This window comes from Henriciella marina DSM 19595, assembly GCF_000376805.1.
Lineage (GTDB): Bacteria > Pseudomonadota > Alphaproteobacteria > Caulobacterales > Hyphomonadaceae > Henriciella > Henriciella marina.
The window spans coordinates 1,311,999-1,329,817 of record NZ_AQXT01000002.1; the positions used below are offsets into that span (position 1 = coordinate 1,311,999).

The window sequence follows — 17,819 nt, forward strand, 5'->3', positions numbered from 1 at the left end:
GCCTACTGCAGCTTGCGAGCCGTCTGCCCTCGCCTTCGGCAAGACTCGCCCTAACTTCCACGAAGGCAAAAACTGCAGGTTTCAGACCCGCAATCATGCCGTGTAATCAAGTCTCTTCGCACAACGCCAAGACATGGTATTGTGCGATCTGTTCAGGGTTTATCGTGATCGATTATTCGCTCCAGATACTGGCTGTAACAGCCGTGATTTTGCTTGCCGCATGCGGGGGCGGCGAAAGCGAAGGCGCGCCGCAGTCTCGGGCACCGCAGGCTGTGAATATAGTCCCGCATGAGATCGCCTATGAGACCGACACGGTGCGCGTTGAAGCCGTCGGCACAGCCCGCGCCCGCGCCTCGGCAACCATCCAGGCCGAGGTTGCCGGCGAAGTGACCGCGATCACTTTCACCGCCGGCGAACGCGTTGAAGAAGGCGAAGTTCTGGTCAGGCTTGAATCGCGTGCCGAACGGCTAGCGGTCGATCAGGCCGAAGTCGCCCGGGCCGACGCCCAACGCCTCATCGACAGATACAATTCCGTTTCCACCCCCGGCGTCATTGCCGGCAATGAACTCGACCGCGCCGAGGCCGCCTATGACGCGGCCGAAATTGATCTCAGCATTGCGCGGGACGCCCTCAATGACCGGACCATACGCGCGCCTTTCTCTGGATATGTCGGTCTGACAGATATCGACCCCGGCGCGCGCATTACCCCCGATACGGTCATTACGCGGCTTGACGACCGCGAGGTCCTTTATGTGGATTTCCCGGTCCCGGAGCAGACCTTCGGCCGCATTACAGAAGGCGACATATTTGACGTTGAGCCCTTCTCGAACCCGGACGCAAACTATGAGGCAGAAGTGCTCACGGTCGATAGCGCCATCGACACACAGACGCGCGCCTATGTCGTCCGCACTGCGATCGACAATTCCGAAGACAGCCTGCGCCCAGGCATGAGTTTCCGCATCGGGTTTGAGCTGCCCGGGCAAAGATATCCAGCTGTGCCTGAGGCCTCAATCGTCTGGGGCGGGGACGGCGCCTTCGTCTGGGCTGTGCGTGACGGCGAAGCAACGCGTGTCCCGGTCACGATTGTGAGCCGACAGGAAGGTTATGTGCTCGTGCGCAGCGATCGTCTGACCGAGGGCAGCTGGATTATTGAGGAAGGCGTTCAGAAAGTGCGTCAGGGCACGAAGGTGGAGATGCCGGCCACCCGCCGTGATCCACGCCCGGTTGCAGGTGACGGCGTGTCGTCTGGCGGCCGCGCCGCTGCACAGCCATGACGCCGCCCGGCGAGGGTCTACCGGGACTAGCGGTCCGACGCCCCATGATGGCGGCGGTCCTCAACCTGCTGATCGTGATCGCAGGTCTTGCCGCCATTCTCGGCGTCGAAGTGCGCGAACTTCCAGACGTTGATCGCCCGATCGTCTCGGTCCGTGCAACGCTTCCGGGCGCTGCGCCCGAAACGATCGACGCAGAAGTCACGAGCATCCTCGAAGGTGCGGTCGCAACGGTGTCCGGCGTCAAGGAAATCCAGTCATCGAGCGAGGAAAACAGCTCGCGGATGCGGATCGAGTTCAATCCGGGTATCGACCTCGATACCGCCGCCTCCGATGTCCGCGAGGCTGTCAGCCGCGTGACGCGCGAACTGCCCGACCGGGTGGAAAATCTGTTCGTCACAAAGGCCGATGATCGGGGCCAGTCCGTGCTGACCATAGCGGTCATCAGCGATGCCTATAGCGAGGAAGAGCTTTCCCGGATTGTCGAGAACGACATCATGCCGGAATTCCTGGCCATCGACGGTGTCGCAACGGTGCAGCAGTTTGGCACTCGCGAACGACAGATGAGGGTTCTGGTCGATCCGCTCCGGCTGAACCGGTTCGGGCTGACCATCGCCGATGTGGCCGACGCGTTGCGACAGGCGCCGTTCGATGTGCCAGTTGGCAGCTTCCGGTCAGAAAGCCAGGAATTGATCGTCCGCGCCGAGGCAACCGCAGCGACGCCGGCACTCATCAAGGACATCTATATCGAGGGCAACACCAAGATCGGCGATGTTGCAGAGGCGGTTCTAGGCCCGGCCGATGCGGAGAACTTCCTGCGCCTCAATGGTGAGCCGATCATTGGCCTCGGGATTATCCGGCAGGCGTCGTCGAACACGATCCAGATTTCGGAGGCCGCCAAGGAGAAGCTCCGACAGCTCAACCGGCGTCTCGATGATGTGGAGCTGCGCGTCACCTCCGACGAGGCTGTCTTTATCGAAAAGTCCGTTGAAGAAGTGCTGACCAGCCTCGCGATCACAGTGCTCATCGTGGTGATCACGATCTGGATATTCCTCGGGTCATTGAAAGCGACCATCATTCCAGCCGTGGCCATTCCGGTGTCGCTGATCGGTACGATTGCCGGTATCTGGATGCTCGGCTTTTCCATCAATCTCCTGACCCTGCTGGCGCTTGTGCTTGCGACGGGTCTGATTGTCGATGACGCGATCGTGGTTCTGGAGAATATACAGCGCCGCCAGTCCGAAGGTATTCGCAGGCGCGCGGCCGCCGTGCTGGGCACCCAACAGGTCTTTTTTGCAGTCATCGCGACGACCGCTGTTCTCGTGGCCGTCTTCGTGCCGATCTCCTTCCTGCCGTCGACGACGGGCCGCCTCTTCCGGGAGTTCGGGTTCGTTCTGTCTGTCGCCGTGCTGACGCTGGCACCCGCCATCGCCTCGAGGTTCCGCTTCATTCCGAGAGACCCCGCAGACCGCAAGGATAGCTGGCTGGAGAAACGCGGGCGCACCCTCTCCAATGCCTATGGCAGTGCGCTCGGTGTCTGTCTCAGCCACCCTATCATTGTGGGACTGGTCTGCCTTGGTGCAGCGGGGGCATCCGGCCTTCTCTATACGTCGATCGCCAAGGAGCTCGTGCCGTCTGAGGATCGCGGTGTGGTGGAAGTGTTTGCCACCGGCCCGGATGGCGTCGGTCTGGCGTTTATGGATCAGGAAGCCGACGAGATTGAACAGATCCTTCAGCCCTATGTGGAGAATGGCACGATCGAGTCGCTCTTCACCATTGTCGGTCGCTATGACCCGAACAGGGTCGGCATTACGGCCTGGCTCGCGCCGTGGGAGGAACGGACCAAGGGCCAGGAAGATATCATCACCGAGCTTCAGGGCCCGATGTCCGAAATCCCCGGATCACGCGTCTCGGTCTTTGGCAGGTCCAGCCTGTCCAGCCGGGGTGGTGGCCGCGGCGGCGGGCTACAGGTGGCACTCACTGGAAGCGACTATTCGGATATCTATGTTGCCGCAAGAGAGCTCTCGAACGCGATCGAGGACAGCGAAATCCTCTCCAATCCCGAGATTTCCTATCAGCCGACCCAGCCGCAGCTGTCGGTTCAGGTCGACCGTCGGCGCGCCGCAGACCTCAACATCCCGCTCGATGAGTTGTCAGTAACGCTTCGCGCCATGGTGGACGGCGAAGACCTCATCGATCTCAACGTCGACGATCAGTCCATTCCGATTATCCTGGAGTCCGAAACCGGAACGATCCGTGACCCGGGCGACCTTCGCAATCTCTATGTGAGGTCGCGCACCGGCGACCTCGTCCCGATCTCCACGCTGACCACGATCCGCGAGGAAGGGGTTGCCGCAGAGCTTGACCGAACCGAGCAGCGCCGCGCCATCGAAGTGGAGATGGATACCGCGCCAGACCTGCCGCTGGCAGACGCGATCGCGGAAATCGAGCGCCTGACCGATGACATCCTGCCATCTGGCATCAGTATGGTCCTGCAGGGCGAAGCGGCAACGCTCGAAGAAAGCAATCAGGACCTTCTCCTGACCTATGGCTTTGCGTTCGTCATCGTCTTCCTTGTCCTGGTCGCGCAGTTCGAAAGCATCACCAGCCCGATTGTCGTGCTGCTCAGCGTCCCGTTCGCGCTGGCTGCAGCCGTTTTCGCCCTCTTCCTGACGGGCACATCGCTGAATATCTATTCGCAGATCGGCCTCATCATGTTGATCGGCCTCATGGCCAAGAACGGTATTCTTCTGGTCGAGTTTGCCGACCAGCTTCGCGGAATGGGCCGCAGCGTCCGTGATGCGGTTTATGAGGCGGCGACCATTCGCCTTCGCCCGATTGCCATGACGCTGATCTCTACGGTGCTCGGGTCAGTGCCGCTGATCATCTCAAGCGGCGCGGGCGCGGAATCGCGCAATTCCATCGGTTGGGTCGTCTTTGGCGGCCTTGGCCTTGCGGCCCTTTTCACGCTTTTCCTGACGCCGGTCATCTATCTCGGCGTTGCGCAATTCTCGAAAGCAAGAACGGTGGAAACACGTGCGCTTGAAGAAGAGCTGGACGAGGCCAGAGAAAATCAGAGCAATCAGCCCGCTGAATGATCAATCATGTGCGGGCCCAGAAGCCGCTCCACGGTCCGAGTGTATCCGAGACACTGTAAGCGTCTTCAGAAAGACCGGCTTCAGTCGCGAATACAGGGCCTGTCGGCTTCAACGCGGCAGGGAGCTGAACATCCTCCTCCGTCAGATTGAAAACACATAGGATCTGGTCTCCACCGTGTTTGCGGTGAAAGGCGAGGATCTCCCTTGGTGCCTCCAGGAATTCGATATCTCCAACCCGCAAGGCAGGCGAGGTCTGCCGGAATTTCACAAGCGCCCGCGTCAGATTGAGCGTCGACGCGGCATCTTTCTGGCTGTTGACCGCCAGCGCCTGCTGGGCCCGATCAACCGGTAGCCATGGGTCGCTTTCGGAGAATCCAGCCTGGGCACTGTGACGCTCCCACGGCATCGGTGTGCGCGCGCCATCCCGCCCCAATGTGCGCGGCCAGTTTGCGATCGCTTCGGGGTCCTGAAGATGCTCGAAGGCGACGTGGCCCTGCGGTAGTCCAAGCTCCTCGCCCTGATAGATGAAGGCGTTGCCGCGTAAGGAGAGAAGCAGAAGGATGAGAAGGTCCGCCGCCTGTTTGCGAAAGTCAGCGCTCGCCCAGCGAGACACCGCGCGCGGGGCGTCGTGATTGGAAAAGGCCCAGCTTGGCCAGCCCTCTCCTGCCTCTCCGCTCCACTGCTCAAGTGACCGGCGCACGCGCGCTGGCGTCAGCGTTCTGGCGTAGAGAAAGTCAAAATTATAGGCCGAATGGAGCCGTCGCCCGCCCTCGGTAAAGGCTTTCATTTCAGGCACGGGATCGGGGCCGACAACTTCGGCGACAGAGAAACTCCCCTCATATTCATCCAGCAGGTTTCGGACCCGCTCGAGAAAGTCCGGGATTTCGGGCTGTGACATGTTGTGAATGTGGTGCTGCATATCGAAGGGTCTGGTGACCCTGGACATGTCGAGGCCCGACGGCGGATTGTCCGTCAGGTCTGCATCATGGATCGCAAAGTTGATGGCATCGAGACGAAACCCGTCAACGCCCCGCTCCAGCCAGAAACGGGCCGCATCAAGGAGCGCGTCCTGAACCTCCTTGTTGCGAACGTTCAGGTCAGGCTGTGAGGCCAGAAAATTGTGCATGTAGTATTGCTGGCGGCGTCCGTCCCATTCCCATGAGGGGCCGCCAAAGACAGCTTGCCAGTTATTCGGCGGCGACCCGTCCGGTTTCGGGTCGGCCCATACGTACCAGTCGGCCTTTGGCTCAATCTTGCTCTCTCGGCTTTGCCTGAACCAGTCATGGGCATCGGAGGTATGGGAATAGACCTGATCGATGATGAGTTTGAGGCCGCGCGCATGGGCAACGGCGACCAGCCGGTCGAAGTCGTCGATTGTGCCGAACAGGGGATCCACGCCGCAATAATCAGCCACATCGTAGCCGAAATCCTTCATCGGCGAGGTGAAGAAGGGCGATAGCCAGATTGCGTCGACATTGAGGGACGCGACATGATCCAGCCGATCAATAATACCTTGGAGGTCGCCCACGCCGTCGCCATTGCTGTCAGCAAAGCTACGCGGATAGATCTGGTAGATTGTTGCGCCCTTCCACCAGGGCTGATCATTTTCGGACATGGGGCAGCGATGGCTTTCTTGAAAAAGAGCGGATCATCCCTCCTCTCATGCGATGGCCCGTTTCGTAAAGTTGAAGACGCGGCGACGGCTTTGGATATGCCGCACGCCACGTCACCGCTTCACCTTCGGCAGAATTTCTGAAAGCATTTAGAAAACGGGAAAATCCGGGAGGAAATGAAATGCTAGCCAATGTGAGCGAGACCGCACAGGAAGAAGTCAACGCGCCCCAGGGCCACAAATATGAGCGGGCCTATCCAGCGTCGCCTGCGGCAGACCTCACAGACCTCGATCTTTTCGCCAAGGGCCAGCCCTTCGACGCATTTGCGCGTATGCGCGAAGCCGCCCCCGTCTGCTGGCACGAGGAAGCCGAAGGCGCCGGGTTCTGGGCGCTGACCGGCTATCACGATGTCCGCGCGACCGAACTCGACACCAAGTCCTTCTCTTCGCAGAAGGGCGGCATATTGATGAATTACGGTCACGCCGATGCCCGCCACCCCCTGCTCCACCGTGCGTCGCTGGATGCCATGATCAACCTCGATCAGCCCTATCATTTCCCGCTGCGGCGCGAGCATATGCCCTTCTTCACGCCGGCTTATGTTTCCGATCTGCGAAAGCGCGTCGATACCAAGGTGACGTCGCTGCTCGATGCGATGGAAGCCAGAGCGCGCGAGACCGGCAAGCCCCTTGATATGGTGGAGATGTTCTCTGCCGAGCTGCCGCTTTTCACGCTCTGCGAAATTCTCGGCGTTGAGGAAGCGGACCGGCCGAAGCTGATCAAATGGATGCACTATCTAGAAGTCTCGGCAGACACGATGCGCAAGGGCGAGGCGCTTGATCCGCAATTCTTCGGTGATTTCGTCCAGAACGTGCTGGAAATGTTCGAGTTCGGCAAACGCGTCCTCTACGACCGCCGCTCGAACCCCAAGCCGGACCTTCTCTCTGCCATTGCGAATGCGAAAGTGGACGGCGAGCTTCTCTCGGATGAAATGCTGGATGGCTCCTGGCTGCTGATCGTGTTCGCAGGCAATGACACCACCCGCAATTCGCTGTCCGGTACAATGAAACTCCTGACCGAGTTTCCCGAGCAGAAGCAGAAGCTTATCGAAGACCCTTCGCGTATTACGAATATGGTCCATGAGGCGATCCGCATGGTTTCGCCGGTTATCTACATGCGCCGGACCGCAGCAGAAGATGCTGAGATCAATGGTCAGAAGATCGCTGAGGGCGAAAAAGTCGTGATGTATTACGGCGCCGCCAATCGGGACCCGTCTGTCTTTGCCGATCCGGACCGATTCGACGTCGAGCGCGCAAACGCGAAGGATCATCTGGCCTTCGGTATGGGCCCCCATGTCTGCCTCGGGCAGCGCGTTGCGAACATGCAGCTGGAATCCGCCTACAGGCAAATCCTGGCACGTTTTCCCGATGTGGAATGGACGGGAGACATCGATATTGCACCGAACAATTTCGTACATGCCATATCTCGTCTCGGCATTGACCTCGGGGTCAAAAGCTAAACTGGAAGAATGGGTCGGAAGCCGGAAATTTACGGTCGGCATTAATCATTGCTTTTGCTCGCATTGCTAGTATCGAAGCCGATCGGAAGGGTGAGGGACCTCGAATATTGGACCAGGCCGCTGCTATCGGACTGACTGTTCCCGCAATTGCCATGGGCATGTGCGCGATCTTTCTGTGTTTCTGGTATTACAACCGTGAAGACAGGGCTGCGCTCATCTTTGCGGGCGCTTTCACCATGTGCGCCGTCGGCTTCACGCTGAACCATTTCGTCCTTCCGAAGGAATCCATCGCCAACGCAATGGTTCACAATGCCTGCTATGCCCTGGGGCTTTTCCTGCTCTCTGAAGGCATTCACCGGGCATTCGACAGGAACCCGCCCCGCATCGCGCTGGCCACACTGGGCGTGATAAGCGTTATTGCCGCGGGCATCATCCAGACGTCTTTTGTCGGTCTCAGTGTCCGCATCGTGACGATCAATTTCATTCACGGATCGATGCTGATCGTCAGTGCCATTACGCTCCGCGGCGTGTGGGACCGTTCGTGGACCGGGACTGCGGTGCTGGCCGCGCTCGCGCTCTGCATTATCAACTTCGTTCTGGTCTCACCGATAACGGTATACGGAAACACGATCAGGGACGCGACATTCTTCCAGTCAGCTTACTGGCAGATCATCAATCTGATCAGCATACTCTCTGTGCTTTCAATGGGCGGCGCGCTCGTCTCCGTCTGCGTCATGCAACGGCTCGAGGCGCTTCGCGACGATGCGGAGAACGACTTCCTGACAGGCCTGAGAAGCCGGCGCGCATTCGATCAGTCGGCCAGGCAGTACTGTCAGGCCCGTTCGGGCGACTATGCCGCCAGCGTCATCATTATTGATCTCGACCACTTCAAAGCTGTCAACGACCAGTTCGGGCATGCCGCAGGTGATGCGGTGATCCGCGCGGTCGGCTCTCTCCTCTCGCGACAGACACGCACAAGCGACATGTGCGGCCGCATGGGCGGCGAGGAGTTCTGTCTTCTGTTGCCGGGCACCGACCTTAAAGGCGCCACCACCCTTGCCGAGCGGCTTCGTCTCCGCATCAGCGAGCTGGCAGAGGACGCATTCCCCGAGGGTCTGTCGGTGACGGCAAGTTTCGGCGTCGCCGAACTTGGCCGCGACATGCTTTTCGAGGACGCCTATCCGGTGGCGGACGCTGCGCTCTATTCGGCGAAATCCAACGGACGCAATCGTGTCGACTGTGCAGAGGCGCCTCTAGACACCGGCAAGCCTGTGCGCCGCCAGAAGCTTGAAAAGCGCCTGATACAGGATGAAGCCCCCCGCCGGGTTGCTTCCTGACAGGACATGGATGGTCACAGGCACGCGCCTCCAGCTGCCCCAACGTGAGACTTGTTCAGCCCCGCCCTGCATGCTCTTTCAGCCAATATCGGAAATGTTGGAGGATCCCATGACAGACAAGCCAGACAGCGTCGGAAACGAAGTTACTTATGAAGTCAGCGACCACGTTGCTGTGGTAACGCTTAACCGTCCGGACAAGCGCAATGCCGTCAACGGCGCGGTCGCAAGTGCGCTGGGATGGATCTGCGAAGAAACAGAGCGTGACGATGATGTGCGCGCATGTATCCTGACCTCGTCGCTGGAATCGACGTTCTGCGCGGGCGCAGACCTTTCAGAAATCTCCAAGGGCAACGGCGCTGCGCTTTCCACCAAGCAGGGCGGATTTGCAGGGTTCGTGAAGTATCCGCGGACCAAGCCATGGATCGCTGCTGTGCGCGGCAACGCGCTGGCCGGTGGCTGCGAACTTCCGCTGGCCTGCGACATGATTGTGGCGGCGGACAATTCGCGCTTCGGCCTGCCCGAGGTAAAACGCGGTATTTTTGCCGGTGCAGGCGGGGTGTTCCGCCTGCCACGTGCCCTGCCCCGCAACATCGCGCTTGAGATTGTGGCAACGGGTGATCCGCTGCCTGCCGAGCGGCTCTACCAGCTTGGCCTGATCAACCGGATGGTGCCATCCGAAGAGGTCATGGGTGAGGCGCAATCCCTTGCCAAGCAGATCGGCGTCAACGCGCCGCTTGCCGTGCGCAAGAGCCTTGAAGTGGCCCGTCAGGCGTATGACGGCACCGAAACGGATCTCTGGAAGGCGTCGAATGAAGCCTCCGCAGTCGTGTTTTCCAGCGAAGATGCCCGGGAAGGTCCTCGCGCCTTCCTTGAAAAGCGGGCCCCTGTCTGGAAGGGCAAGTAGCGCTTCGTCGCTCAAACCTTGCTAGCATATAAGAAAACCCCCGCATCGGCTGATGCGGGGGTTTGTTTTTAAGTCTGACCGACATGGGTCAGATCAGGCAAGTTCTTACCAGGCGGCCTGGAAACCGACACGGGCACCCGTGCCTCCACTGTCGATGCCGGAAGCGACACCGGCATTCAGCTGCCATGTCGTATTGAGCCGGTAGGCGGCCGCCATTGCCAAGGCACCTTCGTCCTCATAGTGGCCATAGCCACCGCTGAGCGCGAACTGCTTGTTGGACGGGACATAAGGCGTATCGAGCGCCATCGCCGCAGCGATACCGCCCCGGTTTTCCCGGATATCCTCTCTGGCACGGCCAATCAGGCCTGTGTTCTGCGCCAGACCTGAAGACAGGCTGTAATCTGCGGCAAGATTGCCGCTGCGGTCGGTCGTGACGACGCCGACCTCGCCTGACTGCGCAGCCGTGCTTGCTGCCGAGTTGACGCCGCCGAGATTGTAGGTTGCATCCGCGCCGCCAATGGCAACCTGATTGTCGCCAGTCGCGGTCGCACCATTCCCGATCGCGATGGAATTGGCACCGGCCGCAGACGCCTGGTTGCCGATGGCGACGGCGCCAAGTCCGCTGGCATTGGCCGCTTCACCAACTGCCGTCGAGCGGACGCCCGATGCGCTGGCCAGGTGGCCGAAGGCATGCGCGCGTTCTGCAGTGGCAGAGGAGCGCCAGCCATAGGCGGTCGCAGCCGTTGCATTGGCGACGGACTCGCCGCCGACAGCCGTGGAGGACGTGCCCGAGGCAATTGCTTCTGTGCCCATGGCAACAGCGTCCTGACCGGATGCGACAGCGAGATTGCCCTGCGCAATACTTTCAAGACCTGAGGCGCTGGCGGCTTCACCAACCGCGAGCGAGCGTACGCCCGAAGCCTTGGCGAGGTGGCCAAAAGCCTGGGCCCGCTCAGCCGTGGCTTCAGCACGCCAGCCATAGGCGCTCGCGCCTGGGCCCATGGCGACGGCCTGACCGCCGACAGCAGTGGTCGAAGGACCGCTGGCGGTCGTTGCGCGGCCCTCCGTGCCGTCGCGATTGCCGCCGATTGCGATGGCATCGCCGCCCGTAGCCGAGGCGGTGCTGCCGATGGCGATGGAATTGGTATCAGCGGCTGAAGCCTGATTGCCGAGTGCGACAGATTGCTGGCCGGTCGCGTTTGCCGCTTCACCGACAGCAGTGGCTCTCACACCGGATGCATTCGCAAGGTGACCAATGGCGTGGGCGCGTTCAGCCGTCGCTGACGACTGCCATCCGAAGGCCGTGGCCGCCGTGCCGGTTGCGTTCGACTCGCCGCCGACGGCGGTCGTCGATGTGCCATCTGCATTGGCATCTGTGCCAACCGCGAGCGCGTCGGATCCATCAGCGTCGGCATTGACGCCGCACTCGAGAGAGGTCGCATCAACAGCGCCCGCATTACAGTCCGGGGTCGCATCAGCGGATGCCGTTGTCATTGGCAGAACGGTCCATGCCGCGCTGGCGAGCGTGAGCGCGCTGACCGTCTTTTTCAAATTGTAGAGTTTCATGAGTGCCTTCCCTGTTTCCCTGACCTGGCTCGGCACGTCTGAATGCGCGCACCGAGAATGGACACACGCCCATCGCCAACAGCTACGTTGCGGCCATTGCCAGAGGTGCGCTTTCACGAAAATTTTCTGGAAGGTGTGTCGGAAATTTCTGGCCAGGCATCGCGACAGCCCGGTGAAAAACACCATACGGAACTTTACTTTTCTGAACCAGAGCTAGTTTTCTGTGAAACGACGCGAGGAAATCCATGAGCAGACCGGACTATGTTCAGCTTAATCTGAACCTGAAGGCAGCCCTCGCCGCATGCGCCGAGGGCGATGCCAATGCCTTCAAGGAAGTCTATAGCCTCACCGCTCCGAAGTTTTTCGCCATTCTGAAGAACCAGCTGAAAGACGCTGAGGCGGCGCAGGACGTTTTGCAGGAAGCCTATGTGTCCATCTGGAAAAATGCCGGGCGTTTCGATGCTGAAAAGGGTAACCCGTTTACCTGGATGCTTGTCATCATGCGCAATCGGGGTCTCGACAGGCTGCGCGCCCAGGCAAGGGCGCCGGTAACCGAAGAGATCGCGGAAACCGTTCCAGATGAGGCGGCCCGCCCGGAACAGTGCACGCGTAACGCCCATCTGGGGACGCTCCTCGACAAACATCTCTCAAAGCTTCCGGACCATGTGTCGATGTCGATTTCGTTGAACGTCGTCCAGGGCATGACGTGCCGGGAAATTGGACGCATTCTCGAGGTATCGCCAAACACGGTGAAAGCATGGGTCAGGCGCGGCCTCAGCCGCTTGCGCGCCGAGCTCCCAATTGAAAATGTTGGCGCGGCCCTCTGAAGCAGCCTTCTGAAAAGCAGAAAATCCTAGATTGGCGACACTTGGCCCGTGAAGACGATGGGCCCCGTTGGTCCCGCCTCAGGAGACCCGCCATCAGGCTCAACACTGATCGCCAGTGTATCAGACCCGGCGGCGAGCTCTGTTGCAATCGACAGGTTGATCACGCCGTCCTCTGACAGTTCCGTCAGCAGTCCAAGCGATTGCGGCGCATCGATCCCCTCACGGAGCAGCCATAGCTGCCAGACGCCATCAGCTGGTGGTGCTGTATTGGTAAGGCGACCCGTAATCTGGTTTCTGTCCTTGTCATAGAGCAGTACCACGACCGTCGGCGCTTGATCGCCTGATGTCATGAGGGTGAGCAGCTCTTCTTGAACGCTCGCCACCTCAGTCGCTGGCGGGGCTTCGCTGTCTGGGGTCGGCTGCAGAAACAGTGTCCCGGCCGCAAGGAGAAGCGAGGCTGCCGTTGCGAACTGCCAGGGCCGTTCTGGATGGCGCGACCTACGTTCGCCGCGACCGGCAGATGGCGCGTCCTGGCGCGCTGCCGGACGAACGGGTGGTACAGGCGCAGGCGTGGTCGCCGCTGCCTGGTCTGCGCCGCCGGTAATTTCCGCCATGATGTCGTCGAGCACACCTTCAGGCGGCTCGGCATCCGGGCTGAGCGTGCTTAGCGGCGCGAGAAACTGTTCCATCTCTTCGACGAGATTGCGGAAGTCGCGATCATTGGCATGAAGGGCCTCGAACTCGCGGAGCTGCGCCTCATCGGCCTGGCCGAGAAGAACGGCGCTTGCAAGCTGCTGGTGATGGCTGGAAGGATTGCTCATGTCGCCCCTCCAGATTTTGGAAATGCTAGCTCGGAGAGACGACGTTGCGTCTCCTCAATCGACAGGCCAGCGCGGTTCGCGATCTGCTCGACACTTTCAAATTGCAGATACGCTGCGGTCAGCATGTCGCGATCGGCCTCACTCAAACCCTCAAAGACAGAAGCGTCCGAATGTGTCGCTCCATAACCTGATGCACGCGAGGTATGATTAAATATTTCACCGCCGCTTGCACCACTGAAACGAATATCAACTGCGGTTCGATGCGCTAATGCTGCAATAAAATGCATGTAATCGCATCCATCAGCAGGTATCGAAGCATGGTTCTGCCATAGACGAAGATAGGTGGTGGTCAGGGCGCTGCGCGCAAGTTCCGGTGTCTTCAGAAGTGCAATCAGTTTGCCGAAAATCTTTGGTGACGTCAGCTCAAAGACCTGTCTCAGAGCCTCATGATGCCCAAGCCGAAGCCCGCTCATGGCGTCATCAAGTTTGTCTAGAGAAGCTGGGCTCATCATCCTACGGCTTTGTAGCAGCCGCGACCGTGACTTACTACCGGTCTCGTGGGCTGTATTAACGGATAAAAGCGCAGAAGCCTCTTCTGGGTTCCTAGTCTATCGATGATTGTTTCCATTCTGGTCTGAGCACCCGAAAACAGAGCAAGTCATACAGAGCTCCTCGCACCTGCATTGCAGCCGATATTACGTCGAAGGCATACGTATTTTTTGAACAAGTTCCAATATTTCACGCGGCGGCGCCTTGGTCGCTAACGTCGTCACGACCCCGACGGCGGCGGCCACCCACATGAAAACGAAGCCGATCCCTTCGGGAGAAACGCCGAACCACCAGTTGGCCGGATTAGTATCGACGAATTTGAACCAGTAGATGTAGCCAAACGTGGTAATGAGACCTGTGAGCATCGAGGCAATCGCCCCTTCCTTGTTCATCCGCGTCCAGAAAATACCAAGGAAGATCACAGGGAAGAGTGAGGCGGCCGCGAGCCCGAAGGCGAAGGCGACGACCTGTGCCACGAAGCCAAGACTGTTAGAGAAGATGCCGAGGACGCCAGCGGCGAAAACGGCCCCTGCCGCTGCACCGCGGGCTACGCGAAGCTCTGTCTTGTCGTCCATGGACTTGAAGAGTGTTCGCTTGCAAAGGTCATGGCTGACAGCAGACGAGATGACCATGAGCAGACCTGCAGCTGTCGACAGCGCGGCTGCCAGACCGCCGGCCACGACGAGCCCGATTACCCACCCTGGCAGATTGGCGATCTGAGGATTCGCCAGGACGAAGATGTCATTGTTTGGCGTCACCTCGTTCTGGAGCCCATCCGGCGCATCCGGTCCGCGGTATTGCATGACGCCGTCGCCATTCTGGTCCTCGAATGCAACGAGCCCGGTCGGCTCCCAGTCCTTGTACCAGCGCGGCACAGGCTGGCCGCCAGCTGCCTCAATCTCTGCGGCGCGGGCGTCGTAGTCTTCGTCGTCTGCGATGTATGTGCTCTCATTGACCGTATCGATGAAGTTGATGCGGGCGAAGGCGCCGACGGCGGGGGCGGTCGTATAGAGGATCGCAATAAAAATGAGCGCCCAACCCGCCGAGACACGCGCCGCATCAGCGCTTTTCACGGTGAAGAAGCGGATGATGACGTGCGGCAGGCCCGCCGTCCCGAACATCAGCGCCGCCGTGATGCAGAAGACGTCGATCATGGACTTGTTTGTCTGGGTGTACTCGCCAAAGCCAAGGTCTGTGACGACCCCGTTCAGCTTTGCGAGCATGGAAATGCCCTCACCCTTCGCCTCGCCGATAAAGCCAAGCTGGGGCACCGGATTGCCGGTAATGATCAGCGACATGAAAATAGCGGGAACAGTAAACGCGAAGATCAGGACGCAATACTGGGCAACCTGCGTATAGGTGACGCCCTTCATCCCGCCGAGCACGGCGTAGAAGAAGACGATGACCATGCCGATCACAATGCCCCACTCGAACGGGACACCGAGGAAGCCGGAGAAGGCGACGCCAACGCCCTTCATCTGTCCGGCGATGTAAGTGAATGAGACAAACAGCGCGCAGACAACGGCGATCACCCTGGCGGCCGTCGAATAGTAACGGTCGCCGACAAAGTCAGGAACAGTGAACTTGCCAAACTCTCTCAGGAAGGGGGCAAGCAGGAGCGCGAGCAGGACATAGCCGCCCGTCCAGCCCATGAGGTAGACAGAGCCGCCATACCCCATGAAGGCGATAAGCCCTGCCATCGACAGGAAGGACGCCGCCGACATCCAGTCCGCCGCTGTCGCCATGCCGTTGACCGTCGGGTGAACGTCATGACCGGCGACATAGAAATCGTTAGTCGAACCGGCCCTCGCCCAGATGGCGATGCCGATATAAAGCGAGAAGGTCGTGATAACGAAAAAGAGTGTCCAGGCGTCCAGCATGTCAGACCCTCACGCCAAATCTGCGCTCGATGCGGCGCATCGCCCAGCAATAGACGAATATGAGAACAACGAAGACGTAGATGGCGCCCTGCTGAGCGAACCAGAAGCCGAGCGGCGCGCCGCCGACAGACCATTGGTCCAGGAAGTCTCGAAGCAGGATCCCGGCACCAAATGACACGGCGAACCAGATGATCAGCAGTCCGATCGTCAGGCGTATCGTAGCCTGCCAATAGGCACGCCCCACGCTGGCACGTTCTTCCTCGTTCAAGATTCGCCCTCCCTTTTTTGGGTGAGCCTGCCGTTTCGGAGGCCTCAATGCAATCTTTATGAAGTGGGCCTCCGCGCGGGTCGTATTTCGCCAGCTCGAAATGAAAACGGCGAAGCCGAAGCTTCGCCGTTCTCTCTCTCAAGCTTGCAGCCTGGCCGCTTAGTTATTGGGGACGTCGAGAGGGTCGCTCGATGGATCCACCGGTGTGATCGTGATGGTATCCGGATCGACCGGTGCGCCGAAACGGGCCGTGTTGAACGCCGTCCCAAAGCCTGCCCCGAAGCTGGTGCCCGGGTCCACGTTTCCGCCGGGCGGCGGGGGCGGTGGCGGCGGAGGTGGGGGTGGTGGAGGCGGCGGAGGTGGTGCTGGGGGGGGCACTATCTGGCCGCCACCTCCGTTGTCGCCCCCACCACACGCACTGATGCCCATGGCGGCGACGCCGGCCAGCAGTGCGAGCTTCAGATAGGAGTGTCTTGCTTGTCTCATGATCGGTTCTCCTTAGTTGTTCGGCGAACCGGGGATCGGCGAATTGAGGTATGGGAAGCGGTCCTGCAGCTCGAGCGCAGTAATCGGCGCACCGTCGGTAAAGGCGGCGTTGCCAACATTAGCGTCGCTCTCATCGCAGAGACCGAGGTCGGTCGGCGTCCCATTGATAGGCACATCATAGCAAAGACGGCCCATCACAACGCGAAGCGCGATGTCGACTGTATCGTCGCCCGGCCGGCGGCCATTCGGGAAACCTGCAAGGTCATCGCCGATAACACCGAGATTGCTCTGCGCATTTCGGGGGGTTGCAGGCACGCCCATGTTGAGACGCATCATTTCGGATGCCGTCACACCGGCTGGCTGGTTAAGCCCCTCGATACCGGTCAGGAAGGCGGCGACCAGGTCCTGTCGCGGCAGATTGGTTGGCGCGATCGTCTCGAAGTTGGTGCCGAGCGTGCCGTTGACGGCGTCACGGAACAGAATGTCCAGAAGCACCGGCAAAGTCGGGTTCGTGACGTAGTCTGCAAGGGCAGAATCCTGAGTCGGTTCTGCTGCATTAAAGAGGTCCTTGTCCGGCAGACCGATCACGACCTCATTGACGAGAGGCGCAGACAGGCGCGACTGCTGCACGAAGGCACCGCCATAGAGCGAGGTCTGCTCATAGGATGGTGACGGATCTTCGATTTCGGCTTGCGGCAGGCTGGCCGTCGTCCATGCGCCGATAATGCCGTCTCCATCATTGTCGAGACAGCTGATCGGAACTTCCAGTGCAAGCGACGTCACATTGGCCTTGCCGACAAGATCATCATTGGCGCGATCCTGCGTAATACCGCCTGGAAAGCCGTTGCCGTCGCCATTACCTGCAGAGCTATCGCCGTCGATTGGCACCAGGTTCACAAGGTCGAAGATTTCACCCAGATTGACGGCAAACGCTTCGGCACGCTGGCCGGCAAAGACCCGGCCGGTTCCGCAGCCCGGAATGTCGACGGTCGAGATGTAGCTATTCGCATAGCCTGCATAGTCTGGCAGCGTTTTATTGCCGATATTGTCGACAGGCTTTGTAAAGCTACCGAGCTTCGTGCTCGACCCGCTCCGGCGATCACCTGTGACAAGCGAGAGCTCATAGGTTTCAAGCTCGCCAAGAGCGTCCTGGCTACCAGCCGTGATCTGCCCCGCCTGGCGAAGCGCAATCGGTAGGTTCAGATCGCCAACCGGCACGGTGATGCCGGTGCCGTCGCGCAGATTATTGTCGAAGTTGAACTGGAAGGTCAGGTCCTCGACGGCATCGCCGTCAACATCGACATGAATTTCGTAGAGCGCGTCCGGGTCCATCGTGAAATAGTTCGGGCCGCCATAAGGAGCCTGAATTGGCTGGTAGTTCGCGATGAAGGTTACATAGTCAGCGCGGCCACTCTCATAGCTGCGAAACATGTAGAAGTCGGTACCGTCGACCTTCGGCTGTTCAGTTATTCCGGGCGCTTCGCGGTGACTTGATGCCAGTGCGGGCATCAGAACCGCCCCTGCGGCAGCGATGCTAAGCGCCGCGATTGAGACATGCGATAATTTCATTTGACGTTCCCTTCCAGACTTGTCGGCGCTCATTCGATCGAACGCGGGGACAGTTACGAACCGGAAAGGTTTGCGGGTGCGCACACCGGAAAGTTTTTTGTGTGCGCGATTTCT

Annotated in this window: 14 protein-coding genes; 6 read left to right on the forward strand and 8 right to left on the reverse strand. The window is 59.8% G+C overall.

Going from position 1 to position 17,819, the window contains the following annotated elements; genetic code table 11:
• Positions 1-95: 95 nt before the first annotated feature.
• Together F550_RS0106495 and F550_RS0106500 are read left to right on the forward strand one after the other, a co-directional pair.
• Entirely contained in the window at positions 96-1,274 is a 1,179-nt protein-coding gene (locus F550_RS0106495) for an efflux RND transporter periplasmic adaptor subunit (RefSeq protein WP_156807848.1), read from the forward strand.
• Positions 1,271-4,369: an efflux RND transporter permease subunit gene (locus F550_RS0106500; protein ID WP_026180615.1), complete on the forward strand. Its 3,099-nt coding sequence runs from the start codon at positions 1,271-1,273 to the stop codon at positions 4,367-4,369. Before F550_RS0106495 ends, F550_RS0106500 begins: the two co-directional genes overlap by 4 nt.
• Before the next feature lie 4 nt (positions 4,370-4,373).
• On the opposite strand, the gene F550_RS0106505 is transcribed toward F550_RS0106500, so the two are convergent.
• Positions 4,374-5,984 carry an alpha-glucosidase family protein gene (locus tag F550_RS0106505; protein WP_018147726.1) on the reverse strand — a complete coding sequence of 537 codons (1,611 nt, stop codon included), beginning with the start codon at positions 5,982-5,984 and terminating at the stop codon, positions 4,374-4,376.
• 179 nt (positions 5,985-6,163) lie between these two features.
• Here F550_RS0106505 and F550_RS0106510 point away from each other — a divergent pair, with 179 nt between their 5' ends.
• The 3 genes from F550_RS0106510 to F550_RS0106520 all read left to right on the forward strand — a co-directional run bounded on the left by F550_RS0106510 (position 6,164) and on the right by F550_RS0106520 (position 9,739).
• The gene (locus F550_RS0106510; RefSeq protein WP_018147727.1) at positions 6,164-7,498 is read left to right on the forward strand and encodes a cytochrome P450; all 1,335 of its coding nucleotides are present in this window, start codon (positions 6,164-6,166) and stop codon (positions 7,496-7,498) included.
• Positions 7,499-7,605: 107 nt separating this feature from the next.
• The gene (locus F550_RS0106515; RefSeq protein WP_018147728.1) at positions 7,606-8,835 is read left to right on the forward strand and encodes a GGDEF domain-containing protein; all 1,230 of its coding nucleotides are present in this window, start codon (positions 7,606-7,608) and stop codon (positions 8,833-8,835) included.
• Positions 8,836-8,944: 109 nt separating this feature from the next.
• The gene (locus tag F550_RS0106520; RefSeq protein WP_018147729.1) at positions 8,945-9,739 is read left to right on the forward strand and encodes an enoyl-CoA hydratase-related protein; all 795 of its coding nucleotides are present in this window, start codon (positions 8,945-8,947) and stop codon (positions 9,737-9,739) included.
• A 105-nt stretch (positions 9,740-9,844) separates the two neighbouring features.
• Here the strand turns inward: F550_RS0106520 and F550_RS0106525 are convergent, their stop codons facing one another.
• The gene (locus F550_RS0106525) at positions 9,845-11,305 is read right to left on the reverse strand and encodes a YadA C-terminal domain-containing protein (RefSeq protein WP_018147730.1); all 1,461 of its coding nucleotides are present in this window, start codon (positions 11,303-11,305) and stop codon (positions 9,845-9,847) included.
• 245 nt (positions 11,306-11,550) lie between these two features.
• Between F550_RS0106525 and F550_RS0106530 the strand changes: the two genes are divergently transcribed.
• Positions 11,551-12,132, forward strand: a complete 582-nt coding sequence (locus F550_RS0106530; RefSeq protein ID WP_018147731.1) for an RNA polymerase sigma factor — start codon at positions 11,551-11,553, stop codon at positions 12,130-12,132.
• A gap of 26 nt (positions 12,133-12,158) precedes the next feature.
• Here F550_RS0106530 and F550_RS0106535 read toward each other — a convergent pair whose 3' ends face one another.
• The 6 genes from F550_RS0106535 to F550_RS0106555 all read right to left on the reverse strand — a co-directional run bounded on the left by F550_RS0106535 (position 12,159) and on the right by F550_RS0106555 (position 17,705).
• The gene (locus tag F550_RS0106535) at positions 12,159-12,953 is read right to left on the reverse strand and encodes an anti-sigma factor (RefSeq protein WP_018147732.1); all 795 of its coding nucleotides are present in this window, start codon (positions 12,951-12,953) and stop codon (positions 12,159-12,161) included.
• Complete coding sequence (locus F550_RS0106540) at positions 12,950-13,426, reverse strand: RNA polymerase sigma factor (RefSeq protein ID WP_156807849.1); 477 nt, start codon at positions 13,424-13,426, stop codon at positions 12,950-12,952. Before F550_RS0106540 ends, F550_RS0106535 begins: the two co-directional genes overlap by 4 nt.
• Before the next feature lie 222 nt (positions 13,427-13,648).
• Positions 13,649-15,382 (reverse strand): sodium:solute symporter family protein, encoded by a 1,734-nt coding sequence (locus F550_RS0106545; RefSeq protein ID WP_018147734.1) that lies wholly within the window; start codon positions 15,380-15,382, stop codon positions 13,649-13,651.
• Position 15,383: 1 nt separating this feature from the next.
• A complete protein-coding gene (locus tag F550_RS0106550; RefSeq protein ID WP_018147735.1) occupies positions 15,384-15,650 on the reverse strand; it encodes a DUF4212 domain-containing protein in 267 nt (88 codons plus the stop codon).
• Between the two features lie 159 nt (positions 15,651-15,809).
• Positions 15,810-16,136 (reverse strand): hypothetical protein, encoded by a 327-nt coding sequence (locus F550_RS18855; protein ID WP_018147736.1) that lies wholly within the window; start codon positions 16,134-16,136, stop codon positions 15,810-15,812.
• Between the two features lie 12 nt (positions 16,137-16,148).
• Complete coding sequence (locus F550_RS0106555; RefSeq protein WP_018147737.1) at positions 16,149-17,705, reverse strand: DUF4331 domain-containing protein; 1,557 nt, start codon at positions 17,703-17,705, stop codon at positions 16,149-16,151.
• Positions 17,706-17,819 lie beyond the last annotated feature (114 nt).